General features: G+C 71.0%; 24 protein-coding genes. 19 read left to right on the forward strand and 5 right to left on the reverse strand.

Translation table 11 applies throughout. The features are described 5' to 3' along the window. Nucleotides 1-10: 10 nt before the first annotated feature. The 13 genes from QRX50_RS09780 (at nucleotide 11) to QRX50_RS09840 (ending at nucleotide 12445) form a co-directional block, all read left to right on the forward strand. Nucleotides 11-586 (forward strand): TetR/AcrR family transcriptional regulator, encoded by a 576-nt coding sequence (locus QRX50_RS09780; protein WP_285971632.1) that lies wholly within the window; start codon nucleotides 11-13, stop codon nucleotides 584-586. A gap of 117 nt (nucleotides 587-703) precedes the next feature. Then, nucleotides 704-2239, forward strand: a complete 1536-nt coding sequence (locus QRX50_RS09785) for a class I adenylate-forming enzyme family protein (protein ID WP_285971633.1) — start codon at nucleotides 704-706, stop codon at nucleotides 2237-2239. A 74-nt stretch (nucleotides 2240-2313) separates the two neighbouring features. Beyond that, the gene (locus QRX50_RS09790) at nucleotides 2314-2928 is read left to right on the forward strand and encodes an SRPBCC family protein (protein ID WP_285971634.1); all 615 of its coding nucleotides are present in this window, start codon (nucleotides 2314-2316) and stop codon (nucleotides 2926-2928) included. After that, the gene (locus tag QRX50_RS09795; RefSeq protein ID WP_285971635.1) at nucleotides 2925-4319 is read left to right on the forward strand and encodes an aldehyde dehydrogenase family protein; all 1395 of its coding nucleotides are present in this window, start codon (nucleotides 2925-2927) and stop codon (nucleotides 4317-4319) included. The genes QRX50_RS09790 and QRX50_RS09795 overlap by 4 nt, the downstream gene beginning before the upstream one ends. Then, entirely contained in the window at nucleotides 4316-5404 is a 1089-nt protein-coding gene (locus QRX50_RS09800) for a zinc-binding dehydrogenase (RefSeq protein ID WP_285971636.1), read from the forward strand. Before QRX50_RS09795 ends, QRX50_RS09800 begins: the two co-directional genes overlap by 4 nt. After that, complete coding sequence (locus tag QRX50_RS09805; RefSeq protein WP_285971637.1) at nucleotides 5401-6195, forward strand: MBL fold metallo-hydrolase; 795 nt, start codon at nucleotides 5401-5403, stop codon at nucleotides 6193-6195. Before QRX50_RS09800 ends, QRX50_RS09805 begins: the two co-directional genes overlap by 4 nt. Nucleotides 6196-6205: 10 nt before the next feature. Then, on the forward strand, nucleotides 6206-6970 hold the full coding sequence (locus QRX50_RS09810) for an SDR family NAD(P)-dependent oxidoreductase (RefSeq protein WP_285971638.1): 765 nt from the start codon (nucleotides 6206-6208) through the stop codon (nucleotides 6968-6970). After that, nucleotides 6967-9303: a xanthine dehydrogenase family protein molybdopterin-binding subunit gene (locus tag QRX50_RS09815; protein WP_285971639.1), complete on the forward strand. Its 2337-nt coding sequence runs from the start codon at nucleotides 6967-6969 to the stop codon at nucleotides 9301-9303. Before QRX50_RS09810 ends, QRX50_RS09815 begins: the two co-directional genes overlap by 4 nt. Further along, the gene (locus tag QRX50_RS09820; RefSeq protein WP_285971640.1) at nucleotides 9300-9974 is read left to right on the forward strand and encodes an enoyl-CoA hydratase; all 675 of its coding nucleotides are present in this window, start codon (nucleotides 9300-9302) and stop codon (nucleotides 9972-9974) included. The genes QRX50_RS09815 and QRX50_RS09820 overlap by 4 nt, the downstream gene beginning before the upstream one ends. After that, the gene (locus tag QRX50_RS09825; protein WP_285971641.1) at nucleotides 9971-10789 is read left to right on the forward strand and encodes an FAD binding domain-containing protein; all 819 of its coding nucleotides are present in this window, start codon (nucleotides 9971-9973) and stop codon (nucleotides 10787-10789) included. The genes QRX50_RS09820 and QRX50_RS09825 overlap by 4 nt, the downstream gene beginning before the upstream one ends. Further along, entirely contained in the window at nucleotides 10786-11256 is a 471-nt protein-coding gene (locus QRX50_RS09830; protein WP_285971642.1) for a (2Fe-2S)-binding protein, read from the forward strand. The genes QRX50_RS09825 and QRX50_RS09830 overlap by 4 nt, the downstream gene beginning before the upstream one ends. Continuing rightward, complete coding sequence (locus tag QRX50_RS09835; protein WP_285971643.1) at nucleotides 11253-11855, forward strand: hypothetical protein; 603 nt, start codon at nucleotides 11253-11255, stop codon at nucleotides 11853-11855. The genes QRX50_RS09830 and QRX50_RS09835 overlap by 4 nt, the downstream gene beginning before the upstream one ends. Further along, nucleotides 11852-12445, forward strand: a complete 594-nt coding sequence (locus QRX50_RS09840) for a TetR/AcrR family transcriptional regulator (protein ID WP_285971644.1) — start codon at nucleotides 11852-11854, stop codon at nucleotides 12443-12445. The genes QRX50_RS09835 and QRX50_RS09840 overlap by 4 nt, the downstream gene beginning before the upstream one ends. A 43-nt stretch (nucleotides 12446-12488) precedes the next feature. On the opposite strand, the gene QRX50_RS09845 is transcribed toward QRX50_RS09840, so the two are convergent. Both QRX50_RS09845 and QRX50_RS09850 read right to left on the reverse strand, forming a co-directional pair. Continuing rightward, nucleotides 12489-13124 (reverse strand): MBL fold metallo-hydrolase, encoded by a 636-nt coding sequence (locus QRX50_RS09845; RefSeq protein WP_285971645.1) that lies wholly within the window; start codon nucleotides 13122-13124, stop codon nucleotides 12489-12491. A 28-nt stretch (nucleotides 13125-13152) separates the two neighbouring features. Further along, complete coding sequence (locus QRX50_RS09850; protein WP_285971646.1) at nucleotides 13153-14076, reverse strand: ArsR/SmtB family transcription factor; 924 nt, start codon at nucleotides 14074-14076, stop codon at nucleotides 13153-13155. Nucleotides 14077-14248: 172 nt separating this feature from the next. On the opposite strand from QRX50_RS09850, the gene QRX50_RS09855 reads away from it, so the two are divergent. From QRX50_RS09855 to QRX50_RS09865, 3 genes are read left to right on the forward strand one after another with little or no spacing between them, the layout of a single operon-like run. Further along, nucleotides 14249-15385 (forward strand): MFS transporter, encoded by a 1137-nt coding sequence (locus QRX50_RS09855; RefSeq protein WP_285974411.1) that lies wholly within the window; start codon nucleotides 14249-14251, stop codon nucleotides 15383-15385. Further along, a complete protein-coding gene (locus QRX50_RS09860; protein WP_285971647.1) occupies nucleotides 15382-16878 on the forward strand; it encodes an aldehyde dehydrogenase family protein in 1497 nt (498 codons plus the stop codon). Before QRX50_RS09855 ends, QRX50_RS09860 begins: the two co-directional genes overlap by 4 nt. 60 nt (nucleotides 16879-16938) lie before the next feature. Beyond that, a complete protein-coding gene (locus tag QRX50_RS09865) occupies nucleotides 16939-18102 on the forward strand; it encodes an alpha-hydroxy-acid oxidizing protein (protein WP_285971648.1) in 1164 nt (387 codons plus the stop codon). Nucleotides 18103-18164: 62 nt separating this feature from the next. On the opposite strand, the gene QRX50_RS09870 is transcribed toward QRX50_RS09865, so the two are convergent. Continuing rightward, nucleotides 18165-19751, reverse strand: coding sequence for a GMC family oxidoreductase (locus tag QRX50_RS09870; RefSeq protein WP_285971649.1), 1587 nt, complete (start codon nucleotides 19749-19751; stop codon nucleotides 18165-18167). A gap of 218 nt (nucleotides 19752-19969) precedes the next feature. Here QRX50_RS09870 and purS point away from each other — a divergent pair, with 218 nt between their 5' ends. Together purS and purQ are read left to right on the forward strand one after the other, a co-directional pair. After that, a complete protein-coding gene (gene purS, locus QRX50_RS09875) occupies nucleotides 19970-20209 on the forward strand; it encodes a phosphoribosylformylglycinamidine synthase subunit PurS (RefSeq protein WP_204092648.1) in 240 nt (79 codons plus the stop codon). Next, a complete protein-coding gene (gene purQ, locus QRX50_RS09880) occupies nucleotides 20206-20883 on the forward strand; it encodes a phosphoribosylformylglycinamidine synthase subunit PurQ (protein WP_285971650.1) in 678 nt (225 codons plus the stop codon). Before purS ends, purQ begins: the two co-directional genes overlap by 4 nt. A 1-nt stretch (nucleotide 20884) precedes the next feature. Here purQ and QRX50_RS09885 read toward each other — a convergent pair whose 3' ends face one another. Next, nucleotides 20885-21667 carry a TIGR02452 family protein gene (locus QRX50_RS09885; RefSeq protein ID WP_285971651.1) on the reverse strand — a complete coding sequence of 261 codons (783 nt, stop codon included), beginning with the start codon at nucleotides 21665-21667 and terminating at the stop codon, nucleotides 20885-20887. A gap of 41 nt (nucleotides 21668-21708) precedes the next feature. Then, complete coding sequence (locus QRX50_RS09890) at nucleotides 21709-22305, reverse strand: TetR/AcrR family transcriptional regulator (RefSeq protein ID WP_285971652.1); 597 nt, start codon at nucleotides 22303-22305, stop codon at nucleotides 21709-21711. An 81-nt stretch (nucleotides 22306-22386) separates the two neighbouring features. Between QRX50_RS09890 and QRX50_RS09895 the strand changes: the two genes are divergently transcribed. After that, entirely contained in the window at nucleotides 22387-23682 is a 1296-nt protein-coding gene (locus QRX50_RS09895) for a serine hydrolase domain-containing protein (RefSeq protein ID WP_285971653.1), read from the forward strand.

The following is a 23682-nucleotide window of genomic DNA, read 5'->3' on the forward strand; positions in this document are numbered from 1 at the left end:
CATGGGCCGCATGGCGGAAGCGAAGACCACGGTGAGCCCGGCGGCAGTCCGCGACGCCGCCCTCACGCTGTTCGCCGAGCGCGGTTACCACGGCACCGCGCTCAGCCAGATCGCGGCGGCGCTCGGCATCCGCACGCCCAGCCTGTACAACCACATGCGCGCCAAGCAGGACCTCCTGCGCGACATCGTCGCCGACACCACCGAACAGGTCTGGGCCGACTACGAGGCCGCCGTCGCCGGCATCGACGACGTCGCCGAACGCCTCCGCCGCGCAACCCGCGTCTACGCTCTGCGCCACGCCACCCACCGCCGCGAAGCCCTCATCGTCAACCGTGACATCGCCAGCCTCGAAGACCCCGCCCGCACGACCGTTCTCGAGCTCCGCCGTCGCCACGCCCATGCTTTCCGCAGCCTCATCGAACAGGCCGGCCCCACCGACGAGGAATCCGCGACACTCGCGGCGTTCGGCATCCTGGAGATGTGCGTGAGCATCGCCCGCTGGTTCCACGAAGACGGGCCACTTTCGGCGGAGGCCGTGGCGGACAAGTACAGCGAGTACGCCCTGCGGGTCGCGGGTCTCGCCTGACCGCGGCCCCACCCACAAACCACCCGAACCGCCACCCGACCGCACCTTGCCCCGGCCGCCGCTCCTCCCTACACTCCATCAACTAACTATCATTAGTTAACCTCGGTGGAGATGTCGATGCTCAGAGTCGAGTTGATTCGTCCCATCCCTCAGCTGCTGGTCAGGCACGCGGCGCGCTTCGGGGGCAAGGTCGCGTTCTACGACGATCGCCGGGCGGTGACGTACGAGGAGCTGGCCGAGCGCACCCGGCGGCTCGCCGGGAATCTCGTGGACCGCGGCGTGGCTCGGGGTGCGCGGGTGCTGATCTACCTGGACAACAGCGTCGAGACGGCCGAGTCTTATCTCGCGACGACGCGGCTCGGTGCGGTCGGGGTGTGCGTGAACCCGAATGCCGCACCCGCGGAGGTCGCGTACCAGCTCGCCGACAGCGAGGCGCGCGTCGTGATCACCGACGACGCGCACGTCGGCCACGTCCGCGCGATGGTCAACGGCCGTGAGGTGCTGGTCGTGCTGGTGACGGAAGACGAAGCACCCGAAGAGAACTACGAGCACCTCGCCACCGCCGAGCCGAACGCCGCGCCCCGGGACGACCTCGGGCTCGACGACGTCGCGTGGATGCTTTACACGTCCGGCACGACCGGTCGCCCCAAGGGTGTGCTGCTCACGCAGCGCAGCTGCCTCTGGGTGGTCGCCGCGTGCTGGGCGCCGATCGTGGGCCTCACGTCGGCCGATCGGGTGCTCTGCCCGCTGCCGCTGTTCCACTCCTACGCGCTGGACCTGTGCGTGCTCGGCGTCTTCGCCGTCGGCGCGACTGAGCGGATCCTGCCGCGCTTCTCCACGCCCCGCGTGCTCGAGCTCCTCGAACAAGAGCCGTTCACGCTGATGCCCGGCGTGCCCACGATGTTCCAGTACCTCCTGCACGGCGTCCGCGGCACGCCGTGGAGCAGCACCACGCTGCGCATGTGCGTGTCGGCCGGCGCGATCATGCCGGCGGCGCTCAACGCCGAGTTCGAGGAGGCGTTCGGCGTGCAGCTGCTGGAGGGTTACGGCATCACCGAAACGTCCACAATGGTCACCATGAACACCCCGGACGGCGGGCGGGTCCTGGGTTCGTGCGGCCTGCCGCTGCCCGGCGTCGGCGTACGGCTCGTCGACCCCGTGACCGGCGAGGACGTCGGCGTCGGCGAAGAGGGCGAGCTGTGGGTCAGCGGCCCGAACATCATGCGGGGCTACCACAACCGCGCCGAGGCCAGTGCCGAAGTGCTGCAGCTCGGTTGGTACCGCACCGGCGACCTCGGCCGCCGCGACGCCAACGGCTTCCTCACGATTTCCGGCCGCACGAAGGAGCTCATCATCCGCGGCGGCGAGAACATCTACCCCGCCGAGGTCGAAGCGGTGCTACTGAAGGTGCCCGGCGTGGCCGACGCCGCCGTCGTCGCCCGCAAACACGCCGATCTCGGCGAGGTGCCGGTGGCGTTCGTCGTGCCCGACGAAGCCGGTGCGCTCGACGTCGCCACGCTGCTTGCCGCCTGTGCGCAGGAGCTCTCGCACTTCAAAGTGCCCGAGCAGATCCTCGAAATCGACGCCATCCCCCGTACCGGCTCCGGCAAGGTCATGCGCTTCCGGCTCCAGGAACGCCTGGTCGACGCCTGATTCCGCCCGCGGGTTGACCGCACGGAACCCTGCCCTTACGCTGCGAACTAACGTTAATTAGTAAGGTGGTGTACGTGGACCTCTCCAACACCTTCACCGTCGACCTGCCGGTCGACGCCGCCTGGCGCGTGCTGACGGACCTCGAACGTGTCGCGCCATGCATGCCCGGCGCGGCCCTGCTCGGTGTCGAAGACGGCGTGTACCGCGGCGCGGTGAGGATCAAGGTGGGCCCCGTTTCCGCGAAGTACCAGGGCACGGCGCGCTTCGTCGAGAAGGACGACGGCGCCCACCGCGCGGTGCTGCGGGCCGAGGGCAAGGACACGGGCGGCCAGGGCAACGCGGCCGCGACGGTCACCGCCACGCTCACCGAGCAGGGCCGCGGGACGAAGGTCGACGTGCGCACCGACCTGGCGTTGTCCGGCCGGGTCGCGCAGTTCGGCCGCGGCGTGATCGCCGACGTCACGGGCAAGCTGCTCGGCCAGTTCGTCCAACGGCTGGAAGCGGAGCTCGCGAGCGCCGCGCCGGTCAAGCCCGTCAAGCCCGCGAGCCTCGACGACGTCGAACCGCTCGACGTGATGGCGAGCGTCGGCGGCACGGTCGCCAAGCGCGCGGTGCCCGTCGCGGCGGTCGCGCTGCTGCTCGTCGTGCTCGCGATCCTCCTGGCACGCAAGGGAAAGGCGACGCAGTGACCGTGGTCCGTGAACCCCACCTCTACGTCGGCGGCCAGTGGATCGCCGGCGGCGGCACCGACAGCGAGGTCGAGAACCCGGCCACCGAGGAGCTCGCGGGTGTCGTCACCCAGGCCTCGCCCGCCGTCGTCAACCTGGCCGTGGCCTCGGCCAACGCGGCGTTCGACGGCTGGGCCACCACGCCCGTCGCCGAGCGGGCCGCGGCGCTGCGCCGCCTGCACGAGGTGATCACCCAGCGCGCCGAGCGGTTCGCCGAGCTCATCACGCTCGAACAGGGCTCACCACCGCCGGTGGCGCGGAAGTTGCATGTGGACACTCCGCTCGCGGTGCTGGCTCAGACGGCGGAAGCGTTGGGAGAGTTCCCCTTCCGTAGCGAGCTGGGAAACTCCGTGATCCTGCGTGAGCCCGTCGGGGTCGTCGCCGCGATCACGCCGTGGAACCTGCCGCTGCACCAGATCGTGGTCAAGGTCGTCCCGGCGCTCGCGGCCGGCTGCACCGTGGTGCTCAAACCCGCCGCGCTGACGCCGCTCACCGCGTTCGAGCTGATGCGCGCCTTCGAGGCCGCGGAGTTCCCGGCCGGTGTGATCAACCTGGTCACCGGCAGCGGCGGCGACGTCGGTGACCAGCTCACGCGCAACGCGAGCGTCGACCACGTGTCCTTCACCGGCTCGACGCCCGTGGGGGCGCAGGTCGCGGCTGCCGCGGCGGAGACGATCAAGGGTGTCACGCTGGAGCTGGGCGGGAAGTCCGCGAGCGTCGTGCTGTCCGATGTGGACGACGCGCTGCTCGCCAAGGCCGTGAAGGTCACCGTGGCCAACTGCTACCTCAACGGCGGCCAGACGTGCACCGCGCTCTCGCGCCTGATCGTGCCGAACGATCGGTTGCCGCAGGTGGAGGAATTGGCGGCCGCCGCGTCCGCGAAGTACGTGCCGGGCGAGCGGCTCGGGCCGCTGATCTCCGCCGGGCAGCGCAAGGAGGTCGAGAGCTTCCTGGGCTCGGGTGAGGCCCGCGTGATCACCGGCCCGGTCGAGCTGCCCGAACGCGGTCACTACGTCACTCCGACCGTCTACAGTGGCGTCGATCCCGACTCGCGCCTCGCGCAGGAGGAGATCTTCGGCCCGGTGCTGGTCATCCTGTCCGCGGAGTCAGACGACCACGCCATCGCCATCGCCAACAACTCGCGCTACGGCCTCGGCGGTGCGCTGTGGACCGGCGACCCGGACCACGCGCTGGAGTACGCCGCGCGCATCCGCACTGGTCAGGTCGACGTCAACGCGGCGCCGTTCAACCCGCGAGCGCCGTTCGGCGGGTACAAGGCGTCGGGCATCGGCCGGGAGATCGGCGACTACGGCATTTCCGACGTCCTCGAGATCAAGGCGGTGCAGCTGTGACCGAAGTGAACGCGTTGGTGCTCCGGGAAACCGGCGCGCCGATGACTGTGGAACGCATCCGCTTGCGCGACGTCGGCCCGGGTGACGTGCGGGTGCGTATCGATGCCACCGGCGTTTGTCACTCCGACCTGTCGCTGGCCCGCGGTGTCCTCGCGCAGCAGCTTCCGGCCGTGCTCGGGCACGAGGCGTGCGGAACGGTGCTGGAGACCGGCTCCGAAGTGACCGACCTCGCGGAGGGCGACCGCGTGATCCTGCTGTGGATCACGCCGTGTGGCGACTGCGTTCACTGTGGACGGGGTGAGGCGCACCTGTGTGTGAACGGGGCCGCGCGTGGTAGTGAACCGTACGCTGTGGACTCGGCCGGCAACCCCGTCTACGCGGGCTTGACGGTCGGGTCCTTCGCCGAGCAGACCGTCGTCCCGGCCGCCGCCGCGGTGAAGGTGCCCGACGACATCAGCTCCGCCGACGCCGCGTTGCTCGGCTGCGCGGTGACCACCGGAGTCGGGGCCGTCACCAAGACCGCGCGCGTCCAGCCCGACTCGTCGGTGCTGGTCGTGGGCCTCGGTGGCGTCGGCCTGGCGGCCATCCAGGGCGCGAAGCTGGCGGGCGCCCGCACGATCATCGCGGTCGACCGCAACCCCGACAAGGCGGCCTACGCCACGAAACTGGGCGCCGATCATTTCGTCCCGGCCGACGACACCACCAAGAAGGCCGTGCGCGCCCTGACCGGCGGCGAAGGCGTCGACTACGCGTTCGACTGCGTCGGCTCGGCCCGCACGATCCGCGACGCCTGGGGCATGACCCGGCGTGGCGGCACCGCGTGCGTGGTCGGCGTCGGCGGCAAGGACGACCTCGTGTCCTTCAGCGCGCTCGAACTGTTCCACTTCGCCCGCACCCTCGTCGGCTGCGTCGCCGGCTCTCTCGACGCGGCCCACGACCTGCCGAGGTACTTCGAAGACGTCCGAAGTGGACGGCTGGACCTCGCGGCCATGGTGACCGGCCACGGTGGACTCGGCGACATCGAAACCGCGTTGGGTGACATGGCCGCCGGCCAAGGTGTGCGGACGCTGGTGGTGCCGGCATGAAGATCGGAGCACTCACCATCGAACCGGTCTACGACGGCTACGGCCGCGAGCCCGCCCGGGAAGTCCTCGTGCGCCCGGACGTGCCCGACGCGTGGGCCTGCCACGAGCACCTGCTCGACGAACGCGGCGACCTCGACCTCACGCTCGGCGGGTTCCTGCTGCGCACCGGCGACCGGGTGGTGCTGATCGACGCCGGCGTCGGCACGATCGACAACGACAAGTACCACGGCGGGCAGTTCCTCGAAAGCCTGCATGAACACGGCGTCGCTCCCAACGACGTGACTGACGTCGTGTTCACACACCTGCACTTCGACCACGTCGGCTGGGCCGCCAAGAAGGGCCAGGTCGTGTTCCCGAACGCGACCTACCGCGTGCACGGGGCCGACTGGGCGCACTTCGTCGACAGCCCGGACGCCGAACCCGGCGCGGTGCGCAAGCTGTCGCCACTGGCCGAGCGGCTGGAGCCGTTCGAAGCGGACACCACGCTCGCGCCCGGCCTCGACACCCGCCACGTGCCTGGCCACACGCCCGGCTCCACGATCTTCGTCGTTTCCAGCGAAGGCGAACGCGCGTTGCTGCTCGGCGACGTCGCACACTCCACCGTGGAGCTCACCGACCCGACGTGGGAGGCGATCTTCGACGTCGACCGCACGGCTGCGCGGAAGGTGCGCGCCGGCTTGATCGAGGAGCTCGCCGACAGCTCCGACGCGGTGGCCGGCGCGCACTTCCCGGGCCTGCGGTTCGGCCGCGTCGTGACCGTCTCCGGCGAGCGCCGGTTCGAGCTCATCTGAAAGGAAACCCATGGACCTCAAGCTCAGCGGCAAGAACGTGCTGGTCACCGGAGCCGGCCAGGGGCTCGGCCGCGCCATCGGGATGGCGTTCGCCGGCGAAGGCGCCAACGTCGCGTTCCACTACAACACCTCCTCCGACGGCGCCGAAGCCGCGGCGACGGAGGCAGCCGCGCTCGGAGTGAAGGCGATCGCCGTGGGCGCGAACCTGCGGGACGGCGACTCGGTGCGCACGGCCGTCGACGACGTCGTGACCCAGCTCGGCTCCATCGATGTGCTCGTGAACAACGCGGCGGCCACGCAGAGCAAGCCGTTCCTCGAGACCACGGAGGAAGACTGGGCGCCGCAGATCGGCGTGACGGTGGAGGGCACGCTGCGGATCACGCAGGCCGTCGCGAAGCAGATGGTCGACGGCGGTGGTGGCGCCATCGTGAACCTCATGGGCGACTCCGGCCGGGTCGGCGAGTCGCGGCTGCTGGTCACGGCCACCACGCGCTCGACCACGGTGGGCCTCACCAAGTCGCTCGCCAAGGAGCTGGCCCGCCACGGGATCCGTGCCAACGCCGTGTCGATCGCGCTGGTGCAGACGTCCAGTTTGGACGACCACACCGGACACGCCGACGAGGCCAAGATGAAGAAGATCCTCTCGGCCTACCCGTTGCGCCGCCTGGGGCGCGCCGAGGACGTCACCCCGACCGTGCTGCTGCTGGCCTCGCCGCTCTCGTCCTGGACCACGGGGCAGATCGTGTCGGTCAACGGCGGCTACACGATGCCGTGACGACCGTGGAGGAGAACCCGGCCGGCGCCGTCGGGAAGGTCGTGCGGCGCAAGGAGGACGCGCGGCTGATCACCGGGCGTGGGCGGTACGTCTCCGACCTGCAGCTGCCTCGGATGCGCCACGTCGCGTTCCTGCGCAGCCCGTTCGGCCACGCGCGGATCACCCGGGTCGACACGTCCGCCGCGCGCGAGCTTCCGCGCGTGCACGTGTTCACCGGCGACCAGGCGGAGTTCGCCGCCGTGCCGTTGCGAGCGCTGTCGGCGCTGCCGTCCTATGTGGAGACCGAGCAGCCCTTGCTGGCGCGGGAGAAGGTGCGGTTCGCGGGCGAGCCGGTGGCCGCCGTCGTCGCCGACGACCGCTACCGCGCCGAAGATGCGCTGGAGCTCATCGACATCGACTACGAACCGCTGCCGGTGAACATCACCGCGTGGCTGCCGCCGACCGAGCCGCTGCACGCCGACGCGCCGGACAACGTCCTGCTGGAGCGCACTTTCGACACCGGCGAGGTGCCGGACGCGCTGGCCGGCGCGGACCTCGTGGTCGAACGCGAGCTGATCACCAACCGCCACGCGGGCAACCCGATGGAGTGCCGCGCGGGCGTCGCGCTGTGGGACCCGGCGGACGACCGCCTCACGCTGTGGTCGGGCACGCAGGTGCCGCACATCGCACGCAACATGATCGCCGAGCTGCTGGGCATTCCCGAGGGCAACGTGCGGGTGATCGCGCCCGACGTCGGCGGCGGCTTCGGTGTGAAGGCCGTGGTGTACCCCGAAGACGTCGCGTTGTGCCTGATCGCGCGGCAGCTGCGCGGGGTGCCGGTGAAGTGGGTCGAGGACCGCGCGGAGCACCTGCTCGCGGCGACGCACGCGCGAGACCACCGCTACGTCGTGAAGGCGGGGTTCCGGTCCGACGGTGAGCTGGTGGCGCTCGACGCGGACGTGACCTGCAACGTCGGCGCGTATTCGGTGTACCCGTGGACAGCCGGGATCGAGCCGCTGATGGCCGGCGGCCTGCTGTCCGGGCCGTACCGGTTGCAGCACTACCGCTGCACCGTGCGTGGCATCGCGACGAACACGGCTCCGTCCGGACCGTACCGCGGGGTCGCGCGGCCGGCGAGCGTGTTCGCGATGGAGTCGGTGCTCGACGCGGCGGCGGCCGAGCTCGGGATGTCCGCTTTGGACATTCGGCGGCGGAACCTGATCTCGCCGGAGGAGATCCCGTACCGGATGCCGTCGCGGCTGGTCGACGACTCGGGCTGGTACGGCGAGTGCCTGGAGAAGGCCGTGGAGTCCATCGGATACGAGGACTTCCGCGCCGAGCAGGCGAGACGGCAGTCGGCCGGCGAGAACCCGATCGGCCTCGGACTGGCCTGTTACAACGAGCTCACCGGGTTGGGCCGCGCGGCCGCGGCGGGCCCGCGGATGCCGTTCCGCACCGGTCACGACGCGTGCACCGTCCGCGTGAACCCCGACGGCCGGGTGACCGTGCTGTCCGGCGTGACGTCGCAGGGGCAGGGGCTCGAGACGACCGTGGCGCAGATCGTCGCGGACGCGGTCGGCGTGTCCTATGCGGACGTCGAGGTCCGGATCGGCGACACGAACGAATCGTTGTGGGGCTTCGGCGCCTTCTCCTCGCGACAAGCCGTGATCGGCGGGGGCGCGGCGCACCGGTCGGCGGTCACCGTGCGGGAGAAGATCCTGCGGCTCGCGGCCGAGCTGTACGAGGCCAATGTCGACGATCTCAGCCTCGTCAACGGTGACGTGCGCGTCGCCGGAGAGGCCAAACCCGTGGGTACGCTGGCCGAGCTGGCGCGCGTCGCGTACCTGGAGTCCAACCGGCTGCCGCAGGGCATCGAGCCGGGGCTGGAGGCCACGCAGTTCTACGACCCGATCCGCGGGGCCTTCGCGGCCGGCGCGCAGGCCGCAGTCGTCGAGGTGGACCGGGCGACGGGTGAGCTGAAGATCCTCAAGTACGTGTGCGTCGAGGACGCCGGCACCGTCATCAACCCGCAGGTCGTCGAGGGGCAGATCGCCGGTTCGATCGCGCAAGGCATCGGCGGTGCGCTCTACGAGCACCTGATCTACGACGAGGGCGGCAACCTGTCCACGGGCACGCTGATGGACTACCTGATGCCGACCAGCGCCGAAGTGCCCGAGCTCGTGATCGGTCACCTCTCGCACCCCGCGGACAACCCGCTCGGCGTTCGCGGCGTCGGCGAGGGCGGCACGCTCGGGCCGAACGCGGTGCTCGCGGGGGCGGTGACCGACGCGCTCGGCGTGCAGGTCACGCACCTGCCGCTGACGCCGGGCACGATCTGGGAGGCATTGCGATGATCACCACCGAAATCCGCGGCGAGGTCGGTGTCATCGCCCTCGACCGGCACGAGCGGCGCAACGCGCTGGACGTCGAGCACTGCGTTGCCCTGCGTAAAGCCGTTGTGGAGCTGGGCCCGCGGGTGCGCGCGCTGGTGATCACCGGCCGGGGCACGAGCTTCTGCGCCGGGGCCGACCTCCGTGGCGTGCACGGCGACGGGTTCCGCACTGCCCTCTACGACGCGCTGCACAGCATCACGGCCGTGCCCGTGCCGGTGCTCGCGGCCGTCAACGGGCCCGCCATCGGCGCCGGCACGCAGCTCGCGATCGCGTGTGACCTGCGGGTGGCGGCGCCGTCCGCGGTGTTCGCGGTGCCGACCGCGCGCAACGGCCTGGTCGTGGACCCGTGGACGGTCCGGCGCCTGGCGTTGCTGGCCGGTGGCGGGGCCGCGCGCGCGATGCTGCTGGGCTGTGACCGGCTGGACGCCGGGCTGGCTTTTCACCGTGGGCTCGTCGACCGCCTGGGTGACCTCGACGCCGCGTTGGAATGGGCCGCCGAGATCGCCGAGTTCGCGCCGTCGTCCCTGAAGTATTCGAAACAGGCGCTGGACACGCTGTTCGAAGGCGCGCCGTGGGACTCCACTTTGGACACGGCGTTCGAGGACAGCTGGCCGAAGGAGGCGTCGAAGTGAAACCGGCGCCGTTCGACTACGTCCGGGCGCACAGCGTCGACGAGGCCGTGCGCACGCTGGCCGAGGCGGACGGAGACGGCAAGATCCTCGCCGGCGGCCAGAGCCTGATGCCGGTGCTCGCGTTGCGCATGGCCCGGCCGCGGGTCCTGGTCGACGTCAACCGGATTCCCGGCCTGGCCACGATCACGCCCACCGGCAGCGACGTCCGGCTCGGTGCGCTGGTCCGGCACGCGCGGCTGGTCGAGCAACCGCACCACCCGCTCCTCGCCGAGGCCGCTCGCTGGATCGGGCACACGGCGATCCGCTCTCGCGGCACGAGTGGCGGCAGCATCGCGCATGCCGACCCGTCGGCCGAGCTGCCGGTGGTCGCCGCCGCGCTGGAAGCGACCGTCCACATTGCCGGCCCGGGCGGCACGCGCGCCGAGACGGCTACCTCGTTTTTCGCGGGACCGCTGGAAACCACGTTGGCCGAGGACGAAATGATCACCGCAGTGGACCTGCCGGTGCCTTCGCGCTGGGGGTTCGCCGAGTTTTCGCGGCGGCACGGCGACTTCGGGCTCGTGCTCGTGGTCGCGGCCGAAGTGGCCGGTCGGTGGCGGCTCGCGATCGGCGGCGTCGGCGGGGTGCCGCTGCGCCCGGCGGAGGCCGAGCAGCTGCTGAACGACGGTGCCGAGGTCGACGCCGTTGCTGCCGCCGCGGCGGCGGAAACTCAGCCGCAGAGCGACATCCACGCGTCGGCGGACTACCGGCGGGCGATGACGGCGGAGTTCGTCCGCCGCGCCCTGGCCTCTCACGGGAAGCGCGCCGCGGCATGAAAGCCGAGTTCAGCGTCAACGGAACCCGTTGCGACATCGACGTCGAGCCGCGCCGGACGCTGGCCGACGCGTTGCGCGAGGACCTCGGCCTGACCGGCACGCACCTGGGCTGCGAGCACGGCGTGTGCGGCGCCTGCACCGTGCTGGTGGACGGCGAGCCCGTGCGCGCGTGCCTGATGCTGGCCGTGCAGGCGGACGGGTGTTCCGTCAGTACCGTCGAGGGCCTCGCAGCCGAGGACGGCACACTGCACCCGTTGCAGGAAGCGTTCTGCGCGAAGCACGGGCTCCAATGTGGATTCTGCACGCCCGGCATGTTGATGACCGCGCTGGACCTGCTGGACCGCGAACCCGCGCCCGGTCGGGAACGCATCCGGGAGGAGATGTCCGGCAACATCTGCCGGTGCACCGGGTACGTCGGGGTCGTCGACGCGGTGGAGGCCGCGGCGCAGGAGCTGAACCCGCGATGAGAACCGCCGCCTGGCTGCGGCTCGCCGATGTGCCGGCCTCGGCCGCGCGCGAGACGTGGCGGGAGCTCGAGCGCCACGGCTGCGCGACCTTCTACGTCGACGGTGATCTCGCGTTGTGCGCGGCGCTGGCGGTGGAGACCACTTCGGCCGGGATCTGCTGTTTCGTGCCGCCTCGGCCCGCGGAGGTGCTGCCCGGCGCGCGCACCGTCCAGTACCTCAGCGACGGCCGGTTCGTGCTCGGGTTGAAGCCGGCCGACGACGACGCCGGCCCGTTCGGCTCGGTCACCGCGCACACCCGCCTGGCCGAGGAAGTGCTCGGCGCACTGGGCCCGGTGCCGATCACCGTGGCCGGCGGCCGGGGTACCGTGCGATTGGCGGCGGAGTTCGCCACCTGCCGGCAGACCACGGACGTTCCGGGCGAACCGGACGACCTGGCCGCTCGCTGTGCCGCGCTCGGCCGACCGGTGCCGGCCACCTCCGTCGTGGTGACGCGGCGGCGGGAGTTCGTGGCGGACGAGGTGGTGTTCCCGGTCGACCGGCCGCTGACGGGTGCCGAGCTCGCCGGTTTCGGTGCGCTCGTGCGGGGGAGGAACTGGTGACAGCAGGTCAAACGCGCGCCGCGGTGAGTGAGGAAGTGGTGCTGGACACGGCGCTCACGCTGTTCGCCGAACGCGGTTACCACGGCACCGCGCTCAGCCAGATCGCCGACGTGCTGCGGATCCGTACCCCGAGCCTCTACAACCACATGCGGTCCAAGGAGGACTTGCTGCGCGCCATTGTGGACCGCACGACCGCCGCGGTGCTCGACGACTTCGAGAGCATGACCAGCGAGGACGGTGACTGGCCGACCCGGCTGGCGCGCGCCACCCGCGTGTACGCGTTCCGCCACGCCACCCACCGGCGCGAGGCGCTGGTGGTCAACCGTGACACCGACTGCCTCGGCGAACCGCACCGCACGCGCTTCCAGGACCGGCGCCGGCGGCACGAACACGCCTTCCGCGGAATCATCGCCGGCGGTGTCGACGCGGGGGTGTTCCACGTGGGCTCGCCGGCGCTGGCGTCGTTCGCGATCCGCGAGATGTGCGTGAGCATCGCCCGCTGGTTCCGCGACGACGGCCCGATGCCGGCCGACGCCGTCGCCGACGAGTACAGCCGGTTCGCGCTGCAGATCGTGGGTTCGCGACCCTGAGCTGCCGGGGTGGTCACCCGTCGGTCACCACCCCGGACTGTCCTCAGAGGTCGGTGGCGACGCCGCGCTCGACGACCTGCACCTCGGTGCCCTCGGGCGCGAGGTTCTCGAACAGGCCGTAGTGGAGCGCCGGGCTCGACAGCACCGCCTCGTGGATCGGCACGGACTTGCGTGGCGCGACCGCCCGCAGGAAGTCCACCGCCTCGCCGGCCTTGAGCCACGGTGCGCCCGTCGGCAGGCCGAGCACGTCGATCTTCTGCTCGGGCACGAAGAACGAGTCGCCCGGGTGGTAGAAGGCGCCGTGGTCCAGCACGTAGCCGATGTTGGGGATCACGGGGATGTCGCTGTGGATGACGGCGTGCTCACCGCCCACCACGTTCACCGCGGTGCCGCCGATCTCGAAGGCGTCGCCGACGTTCGCGACCTCGTACTGCAGGTTCAGCTTCTGCACGGTCTCGACGGAGCCCGGGTCGACGATCAGCTTCGCGTCCGGGTTCGCCGCCAGCACCTTCGGCAGGCGCTCGCCGTCGATGTGGTCGAAGTGCTGGTGGGTGATGAGGACGGCCGACAGCTCGCGCTCACGCTCGAAGTCGGTGGAGAACGCGCCCGGGTCGATCAGGATCCGCTCGCCGTCGGTTTCCAGAAGTACACAGGCGTGTCCGAAATGGACGATCCGCATCAGGATTCTCCTTCACACATGGTCACATTCACCCTATGCCCGCGCAGAGCGCGTCGCCAAGCTCGGTCCGCCGGTAGAGCACGCGGTGGCCCTGGCGCGTCGTCGCGGTCAGACCCGCGGCCCGCAACGCCGTGAGGTGCGCGGAAACCGTTCCTTTCGCCAGCCCGAGCCGCGCGGCGAGCTCCGTGGTCGCCGCCGGCCGGTCCAACGTGGTGAGCAACATCGCCTTTGTCCGCCCCACCACCCCGGCCAGCGCCTCCGGTGTCGTCGGCTCGGTCCACAGGCTGGCCACCCCCCTCGCGGGGTACAACAACGTCGGCTGCCACGGCGCCACCGTGACCACTCCGACCGACGGCCACGCGAACACACTCGGCACCAGCAGCAGGCCGCGCTCGTCCAGCTCCAGCCGCTGCCGGGCCGCTATGTCGACCAGCACGGAGTCCCCGGTGAGCCGCACCCTCGGGTGCAGCCCGTCGAACACCCCCGCCACGCCCTGCGCACCCAACCGCCGCGTCCGGTAGGCGATGTCCGCCGCGAGCACCTCGCGCATCCGCGCCCACTCCGGCTCGACGGTGTGGTGCCAGACGGCCTCGAGCTGGTCGGCCAGCAGATCCCTCGCCTCGACGGGCCGGGCCGGCAGCCCGCTCAGGTCGGCATCCACCATCCCCAGCTCGAGCTCCACCTGACCCGGCGGCGTCCCCCTGAGGACCCGCAGCTGCTCGTCGGCCGTCGTCTCCGCTGTCGCCGGCGGCGGCGAGAGGAACTCCGTGATGTAGTGCCGCGCCCCGAGCACTGCCGCCAACTCCGGCACGTCCAGCCGCTGTTGGCCGAGCCACCCGGCCCCGCCGGGCAACCGCCGCTTCCCCAGCCACCCCCGCACCACCCCGATGACCTCCTCGAGCGGCGAGATCGCGAACCGGACTCCGGCGGTGCTGAGGACCAACTCGACCATGGATTCGGATATACCCGAACGCCGGCGGCTTCACGCTGCTTGCGCCGGAGTATTCGGCCACAGCCGAATCAATTCCGGCAGGGCGGCCCGCCACGCGACGCTCGAAAGCATGTTCACCACCACGTATTGGCGCTGGTCAGCAGGGGTGCAGTTGGCCCGGTTGCCCGCCGGGATGGCGCCACTCGCGTTCACGACGGTGGCCGCGGCAGTGACCGGGTCGTATCGGCTCGGGGGTGTACTGATGGCCGTCTACGTGGTGGCCGAGATGGCTGGAGCGGTGCCCGTCGGGAGACTGCTGGATCGAGTCGGGACGGCGCGCGGTCTCCGGGTGCTGCTAGGCGTGGTCGCACTGGGGCTGACCGCCGCGGCGATGGCGGCCGAGGCGAGAGTCAACGAAGCGGCGTTGATCGCACTCATCGTCATCCCCGGGCTGGCAGGGGGCGCGGTCGCGGGTGGGTTCCGGGCGTTGCTGGCGGCGATCGTCCACGAACGCCAGCTGACCAGGGCCGTTGCCGTCGACGCGATGATTCTCGACGGCGTACTCGTGGCCGGGCCCGTGCTCGTGGCTGTGGCGAGCCTGACTGGTCCGTTCGTGCCGTTGTTCGCGATGGCCGGCGCGGCGGCCGCGGCCGCGAGTTTCGTGCCCGGGCGGGTCACCGAACCAAGGGCCGAAAAACGACCCGAAGTCCCCTTCAAAGCCTGCCTGCCCTGGCTCGGGTGTCAGTTCACCGTCGGGCTGTTGCTGTCGACGATCGAGGTCGCGCCGCTACCCCTGGTCGAGCGCCTCGACGCACCCGCCGCGGCGGCGCCGGGAGTCATCGGCCTGCTGTGCGGCGCGAGCATTGCCGGCAGCGCGATCTACGCGTGGCGCGGGCGCGATCGGGGGCCGAGGCTGTTCCTCGCCGGCTTCGTCGCGGGTGGGACGCTCGTCGCGGCCGACCTCGGCTGGGTGGGCCTCGTCGCCGGAGTCGTGCTCATCGGCGGCGCGACCGGACCGCTCGTGACGATCGCGTCCGTCAACCTGCAGCGCCTGCTGCCGGAGAACCGCAGGTCGGAAGGGTTCTCGGTGTCGTTCACGGTGCAGTCGTGCGGGTTCGGGCTCGGGTCGCTGGCCGTGGGGGTGCTGCCGCTGTGGCTGGCGCCGCTGCCGGGTGTCGCGGCCGCGGTCTCGATCGGGTGGTTTCGACGACCCTTTCCCCGTGGTGCCCGCCGATGCGATGCTGACCGGAGCGTCGGGCGACTATTGGCACTGCGTCAGCAACCTCGTAGCCTGAACCACAACGCCGAAGAGCAGGGGAGACGCCGATGACCGCCGTCCAGCCGAAGCCGACCTCGGTCGGCGAAACCTTCGATTCGCTCAGCCCGGCGACCGACGAGGTCGTGGGCACGTACCCGGTGCACACCGCCGAAGACGTGCGCGCGGCCGTCGAGCGGGCGCGCGTGGCGGCGGAGTGGTGGGACGGGCTGGGCTTCGCGGGGCGCGCCGACCGGCTGCGGCAGTGGAAGGGCGTGATCACGCGCCGCCTGCCGCAGCTGTGCCAGGTCGTGCGCGACGAGACCGGCAAGCCGATCGCCGACGCCCAGCTCGAGTCCGTGCTCGCCATCGAGCACATCGCGTGGGCCTCGAAGCACGCGCGCAAGTACCTCGGCCGCCACCGCCGTTCCGCGGGCCTGCTCATGTCGAACCAAGCGGCCACGGTGGAGTACCGGCCGCTCGGCGTCGTCGGCGTGATCGGCCCGTGGAACTACCCCGTGTACACGCCGCTCGGTTCGGTCACCTACGCGCTGGCTGCCGGCAACGCCGTGGTCTTCAAGCCCAGCGAGTACACCCCGGGCGTCGGCAAGTGGCTGGTCGACGCGTTCAACGAGGTCGTGCCGGAGCAGCCCGTGCTGCAGCTGATCACCGGGTTCGGCGAGACCGGCGGAGCGCTCGTGACGTCGGGTGTGGACAAGATCGCGTTCACCGGCTCCACCGCCACCGGCAAGAAGATCATGGCCGCGGCGGCCAACACGCTCACCCCGGTCGTGATCGAGGCCGGCGGCAAGGACCCCGTGCTCGTGGACGCCGACGCCAACCTCGACGCCGCCGCCGACGCCACCGTGTGGGGTGCCTTCTCCAACTCCGGCCAGACCTGCATCGGCGTCGAGCGGGTGTACGTCCACGAGCGCGTGCACGACGAGTTCGTCGCCAAGGTGGTGGAAAAGTCGCAGAACGTGCGCGCCGGCTCCGACGAGGACGCGCAGTACGGCCCCGTCACCATGCCCTCGCAGCTGGCTGTGATCCGCCGCCACATCGCTGACGCCCTCCAACGCGGCGGCCGCGCCGTTCTCGGGGGTGTGGACAGCGTCGGCGATCGTTATGCGCAACCCACCATTCTCGTCGACGTGCCGGAAGACTCCGAAGCCGTGCGCGAGGAGACGTTCGGCCCGACGGTCACCATCGCCAAGGTCCGCGACATGGACGAGGCGGTGGACAAAGCCAACGCCACCACGTACGGCCTCGGCTCCACGGTGTTCTCCAAGTCCCGCGGCGTCGAGCTCGCCGCGCGGCTGCGCACGGGCATGACCTCGATCAACGCGCCGCTCTCGTTCGCCGGCATCGCGTCGCTGCCCTTCGGCGGCGTCGGCGACTCGGGCTACGGCCGTATCCACGGGCCCGAGGGGCTGCGCGAGTTCGCCCGGACCAAGGCCGTCGCGCGGCAGCGCTTCACCGCGCCGATCACCCTGACTTCCTTCAATCGCAAGGAATCCACCGACGCGCTGGTCGCCAAGCTCATCACGGTCATGCACGGCAAGCGCTAGGGTCTGGACCGCGCCCCGGAACGCCGGGGTGCGGTCCTCCCGAGCCCAGAAAGAGCCCGCATGACGCGTTACGGCGATTTCCAGAACGAGATCTACTTCGCCGGGCTCACCGGCCGCGTCCCGACCATGCCGATGGTCTACGCCGACCTCGAAGCCCGTGCCGCGCAGGCACTCCCGCCTTCGGTGCTGTCCTATGTGGCCGGTGGCGCCGGCGACGAGGCGACCCAGCGCGGCAACGTCGACGCGTTCGCGCGCTGGGGCCTGATGCCCCGGATGTTCGTCGGAGCCAAGGAACGCGACCTGTCGGTGGACCTGTTCGGGTTCAAGCTGGCGTCGCCGCTGTTCATGGCGCCGGTGGGCGTCGTCGGCATTTGCACCCAGGACGGCCACGGCGACCTCGCCACCGCCCGGGCCGCCGCGCGCACGGGCGTGCCGATGGTCGCGTCGACGCTGTCGGCCGACCCGTTGGACCAGGTCGCGGGCGAGTTCGGGGAGACGCCGGGGTTTTTCCAGCTCTACACGCCGACTGACCGCGAGCTGGCCGCGTCTTTGGTGCAGCGCGCCGAAGCGGCCGGGTTCAAGGGGATCGTGGTCACGCTCGACACGTGGGTCACCGGATGGCGCCCGCGCGACCTGACCACGGCGAACTTCCCGCAGCTGCGCGGTCATTGTCTCGCCAACTACTTCACGGACCCCGTCTTCCTTCGGCTGCTCGGCAAGGCGCCCGAAGAGGACCCGATGGCGGCCGTCGGACTGTGGGCCCAGCTCTTCGGCAACGCGCTGACCTGGGACGACCTGCCGTGGCTGCGGTCACTGACGTCGCTGCCCCTGATCGTGAAGGGCATCCAGCACCCGGACGACGCCCGGCGCGCCATCGACGGCGGCGTCGACGGCATCTACTGCTCCAACCACGGCGGGCGCCAGGCCAACGGCGGCCTCCCGGCGCTCGACTGCCTCGCCGGTGTCGTCGACGCCTCCGGCGACACGCCGGTGCTGTTCGACTCCGGCGTCCGCTCGGGCGCGGACATCGTCAAGGCGCTGGCGTTGGGCGCGCGGGCCGTGGGCGTCGGCCGGCCCTACGTCTGGGGCCTCGCGCTGGGCGGCGTCGACGGCGCCGTCCACGTCCTCCGCAGCCTCCTCGCCGAAGCCGACCTGATCATGGCCGTCGACGGCTACCCGACGCCGGCGGACCTCACGCGCGAGAGCCTGAGGAGGGTTGGTTAGGTCGGGCCCGGGTTGTGGCGCGGCTGTGGACAGCAGGTTGGGGACAACTGCCTGGGCCCGACCTAGGCCGAACGACCCCGGATCAAATCCGCCGCTTTCTCCGCCACCATGATCGTCGGGGCGTTCGTGTTGCCGCGCGGGACCACCGGCATCACCGAGGCGTCGACGACCCGCAGGCCCTCCACCCCGCGCACCTTCAGCGAAGGGTCGACCACCGCGTGCTCGTCCGAACCCATCGCGCAGGTGCCCACCGGGTGGTAGAGCGTCTGGGTGTTCTCGCGGATGTGGTCGGTGAGGGCGTCGTCGGAGAGGTCGTGGGTGGTGGGCAGGAAGGGTTTGTCCAGGAACCGCGCGAGCGGCCCCGACTTGCCGATGTCGATCAGCGACCGCAGCGCCGTCTTCATGGTGTCCAGGTCGATCGGCTCCGCGTAGTACGCCGGGTCGATTTCCGGCTTCCACAAGGGATTCGCCGACTTCAGCCGCAGCCGGCCGCGGCTGGCGACGTCGACCAGCGTCGCCGCCGAGGTGAAGCCCGGGACGGTGGGTTCGCGGAAACCGTTGTCGTAGAACAACGTCGGCGCGACGTGGATCTGCATGTCGGGAGCGGCGAGACCGTCGCGGGTCGGGAAGAACGCGCCTGCCTCGCCGATGTTCGACGCGAGCGGCCCGCGCCGCGTCAGCTGCCAGCGGACCAGGCCGGCCGGGGTGGCCGCGTCGACGAGGTCGGTGGTGCCCTTGGTCGACCAGATGATGCCGGCCGCCGGGTGGTCGTGCAGGTTCGCACCGACGCCCGCCAAGCCGGCGACGACGTCGATGCCCAGCTCACGCAGGTGCTCGGCCGGCCCGACGCCGGACAGCATCAGCAGCTGCGGCGAGTTCACCGCGCCCCCCGAAAGCAGCACCTCCGCGTCGGCGCGCGCCGTGACCTCGACGCCCTTGTGCAGGTACGTCACGCCCACCGCGCGCGTGCCCTCGAACACCACCCGCGTGGCCTGCGCGTGGGTGTGGACAGTCAGGTTCGGCCGCGACAACGCGGGCCGCAGGTACGCGTCGGCGGTGGACCAGCGCCGCCCGCGCTTGCAGGTGACCTGGTAGACGCCGGCGCCTTCCTGGGTCTCGCCGTTGAAGTCGTCGGTGCGCTTCAGGCCCCAGGCCACGGCGCTGTCGACCCACGCGCTGGACAGCTCGTGGGTGAAGCGGCGGTCTTCGACCTGCAGCGGGCCGTCGGTGCCGTGCAGTGGTCCGCCGAGGCGCTGGTTGGCCTCGGCGCGCTTGAAGTACGGCAGCACGTCGTCCCAGCCCCAGCCGGTGGCGCCGTGGGAATCGCGCCAGCCGTCGTAGTCGGCGCGGTTACCGCGGATGTAGATCATCGCGTTGATCGACGAGCTGCCGCCGAGCATCTTGCCGCGCGGCCAGTAGGCGGTCTTGCCGGTGTGCTTCTGCTCGACGGTCTCGTAGTTCCAGTCCCACCGCGTCTTGAACAGCGACGCGAACGCGGCCGGGATGTGGATCTCGTCGGCGGTGTCCTCGCCGCCGGCCTCGAGCAGCAGCACCCGGGCGGCCGGATCCTCGCTCAGCCGGGCCGCCAGCACGCAGCCCGCGCTGCCCGCGCCGACGATGACGTAGTCGAACGAGTCCTGACCGGCCACGATGCCTCCAGCTGCTCATGTTGGCGTGCTGTCAACGACTCATCATGGCCCAGCACGCGGGCCGGGGAAAGGCCCCGTGAGCAGCATCCTCTCCCCGTGCGGCGCGGGCCAGTTGTGACCTGCGCTTCTGTGCGCGGCACCGGACGGGCGCCGGGTGCCACGGGTCAAGTACGCTCGCCCCGTACCCCACGACCTGCGTGAATAAGGAGCAGCCTGCCGTGGCCCGAGTCGTCGTCGACGTCATGCCGAAACCCGAGATCCTCGACCCGCAGGGCCAGGCGGTGGCCCGCGCGCTGCCGCGGCTGGGGTTCACCGGCGTCACGGAAGTGCGCCAGGGCAAGCACTTCGAGCTCGAAGTCGACGACACCGTCGACGACGAGACGCTCGCCAAGATCGCCGAAGGCTTCCTCGCGAACCCCGTGATCGAGCAGTGGACCATCCGCCGGGTGGACGCGTGAGCGCGCGCATCGGCGTCATCACCTTCCCGGGCACCCTCGACGACGGCGACGCCGCCCGCGCGGTCCGCTACGCCGACGCCGAGGCCGTGCCCCTGTGGCACGCCGACGCCGACCTGCGCGGCGTCGACGGCGTGGTCGTACCCGGCGGCTTCTCCTACGGCGACTACCTGCGCGCCGGCGTGATCGCCCGCTTCGCGCCGGTGATGACGTCGGTCATCGACGCCGCCCGAAAGGGCATGCCGGTCCTCGGCATCTGCAACGGCTTCCAGATCCTCTGCGAAGCCGGCCTGCTGCCCGGCGCGATGATCCGCAACGTCGGCCTGCACTTCGTCTGCCGCGACCAGTGGCTGCGCGTCGAGGACAACGACACGGCCTGGACCAGCCGCTACGACAAGGGCGCGGAGATCCTCATTCCGCTCAAGAACAACGACGGCTGCTACATGGCCGACCAGTCCACTTTGGACATGCTGGAGGCCGAGGGCCGCGTCGCGTTCCGCTACGTGGACGGCAACCCCAACGGCTCCCGCAACGACATCGCCGGCGTCCGCAGCGAAAACGGCCGCATCGTCGGCCTCATGCCCCACCCGGAACACGCGATCGACGCGCTGACCGGGCCGTCGGACGACGGGCTGGGCATGTTCCTGAGCGCGGTCGACGCGTTCGCGAAGGCCTGATTCACCGGCCGAACGTGCGGGCGAACGCGGCGTAGGCCGGTTCGCCCGCACGCCGGTCCAGCACGGCGAACGTGACGTGCTCGAAGTGTGGCCGGGCGTCGAGAGCCTTCCGGAACGCGCCGGCGACAACCGCCGGATCGTTCTCGAACACCCCGCAGCCCCACGCGCCCAGCACGAGCTTGCGGTGCCCGCGACTCGCGGCGATCTCCACGACACGGTCGGCCCGCCGCTCAAGGACGGCCGGCACGGAGGCCTCGTGCTCCGGCTGGTTGCGCCTGATCGCGCCCAGGTTCGGCGCCGCCGCGGTCAGGAACGACACGGACGTCGCCTCGGACAAGAGAGCGCCACTGTCGTCGCGGAACACCGGCACCCCCGGCGAGTGGATGACGCGGTCGCTGTAGCGGAGGTCGCTGTTCGCGCGGTGGTGCTCGTAGAACTCCCGCGCTTCGAGCAGGCACGCGTACAGCGCCGAGCTGCGGGCGATCGCCTCTTCCTGCGCTTGGGCCCCGTTCAGGAAGCCGCCGCCGGGGTTTCGCGCGGAGGCGAACACGAGGCACGCGACATCGCCACCCAGCCGACGCGCGGCCGCGGTACTCGATTCGTTGGTGACCTCGATGCTCGGCGCGACTCGGGCCTCGGGGGCGGAAACCTCGTCGGTCGGCAGGTACAGCCGCGTGCCCTTGCGCGCGAGCGCCACCTGATCCCGAATCACGACCTCGCCGTATTGACCGCGCTCGACGATCCGCACGGTCTCCGCGGCGATGTTCCTCAACCTGCTGCTCACGTCGGAAATCGTGGCCTGCGCGGGCAAGGGGCACAACGGAATTAGCCGGCCGGGAGGTTGATCAACGCCGCCGTCGAGAAGTCCGCCGCGAGCCGGGCCGCCGACGGCAGGTCGAGGCCGTGGTCGATTGCGTGGCGGGCGGAGGTCGTGGCGACGCCCACGAGGATGTTGGCGAGCTGGCGTTCGTCGGCGCGTGGGGGGAGGCCGTGGGCGGTGAGGTAGGCGCGGATGCGACGGGTGACCTGTTCGTCGATGTCGGCGAGGAGGCGTTCGCGCACCGCGATGGTGTCGCTGGTGATGTCGACGCCGAACAGGAGGCGGAAGCCGTCGGGTTCGGCGGCGGCGTAGTCGAACAGGGCCTGGGTATCGGCGGCGACCTGGGCGCGCAGGCCGAGGCCGTCGTTGCGTTCGTATTCGGCGAACAGCCGCGCGCGGCAGGCCGCGGCCTCGCGGTCGAGCAGGCGGCGGTAGAGGGAGTCCTTGTCGCCGAAGTGGGCGTACAGCGTGGGTTTGGTGGAACGGCTGCGCTCGGCGATCGCGTTCATGGTGGTGGCGCGGAAGCCGCACTCCACGAAGACCGTCCGGGCGGCGTCGAGCAGTTCGTCGTCGGTGGGGCGGGCGCGAGTGGAGCGGTTCATCCGGCGAGCATATCCGCTCGGCTTTACCCGGCGGTAAAGCTGCGCTAGCTTTACCGCCAGGTCAAGCAAAGGAGTGCCGGCATGCGTCGACGCGTGGTCGCCTCACTCACCGCGGCATTGCTGCTGGTGACGGCTCTGGTCATCCCCGGCATGGCGACCGCCGCGCCGCGTCAGGGCTGCACGCTCCCCGCGGAAGGCACCGCATTCGAAACGGCGTCGCCCGCCGAGGAGGCGATGGATCCCGCCGCTGTCGACGCCGCGGTGGCCTACGCGCAGACCCACCTGCGCGCCTCCGTCCAGATCTTCCGCTACGACTGCCGGATCGGCCGCGGCCTGCTCGACCCGGTCACCGATCACGTGCCGGTGGAGATCTTCAGCTCCACCAAGTCGGTCGTCTCGATCCTCACCGGGATCGCCTACGACCAGCACCGGATCGGGCTCGACGACCCGATCGGCAAGTACCTGCCCGCCGGGATGGGCGACGCGGCGCACCGCGCCGTCACGATCCGCGACCTGCTCACCGAGACCTCCGGGCTGGACGAGGCGATCCTGTCGGAGTTCGCGACCATCGGCACCGACCCGGACATCGCGCAGGAAGCGCTGGCCCAGCCGCTCACCCACGAGCCGGGCACGCACTTCGAGTACAGCCAGCGCACGCCCGACCTGCTCTCGGCGGTGCTCCAGCGCGCCGTCGGCGAGGATTTGCAGGACTTCGCGCAGCGGGAGCTGTTCGACCCGCTCGGCATTCCGCGCGGCAGCTACCTCTGGCTGCGCGACCGGGCCGGGAACAGCTACGGCTACGCGAACCTGTTCATCCCGCCGGCCCAGTTCGCGAAGCTCGGGCTGCTGATGCAACACGACGGCAGCTGGCGCGGGCAGCGCGTCGTCTCGAGCGACTACCTCACGCAGGCGCGGGCGAACACGCCCACCAACCCGTGTTACGGCTTCCTGTTCTGGCACAACGGCGGCAGCTCGTGCACCTCGGCCAACTTCCCCCACGCGCAGACGGTGGCGGGGCCGATGATCGGCAGCGCGCCCGACGACCTGTTCGCCATGGTCGGCGCCTTGCAGCAGAACAACTTCATGATCCCGAGCCTCGGCATCACGGTCACCTGGACCGGCGCGCTCGGCGACACGTCGCTGAACCTGGCCGGCCTGCTGAGTGCGTCGCCGTCAGGCTCGAACCTCTACTACAACTTCTTCCGCATCCTGCTGCGCGGCGTTCAGGACACGCCCGTGCCCGACCCCGGGCCGTTCCGGATGCCGCCGCTGGACCTCGATGTGAACCCGGTCAACTACCTGGACCCGGCCGTACTGCTGCGGGATCTGTCGCCCAATGCCCAGTGCAACGTGTTGATCTGCCGGCAGCCCGGCTGA

Source organism: Amycolatopsis sp. 2-15 (assembly GCF_030285625.1).
In the GTDB taxonomy this organism is placed as follows: domain Bacteria; phylum Actinomycetota; class Actinomycetes; order Mycobacteriales; family Pseudonocardiaceae; genus Amycolatopsis; species Amycolatopsis carbonis.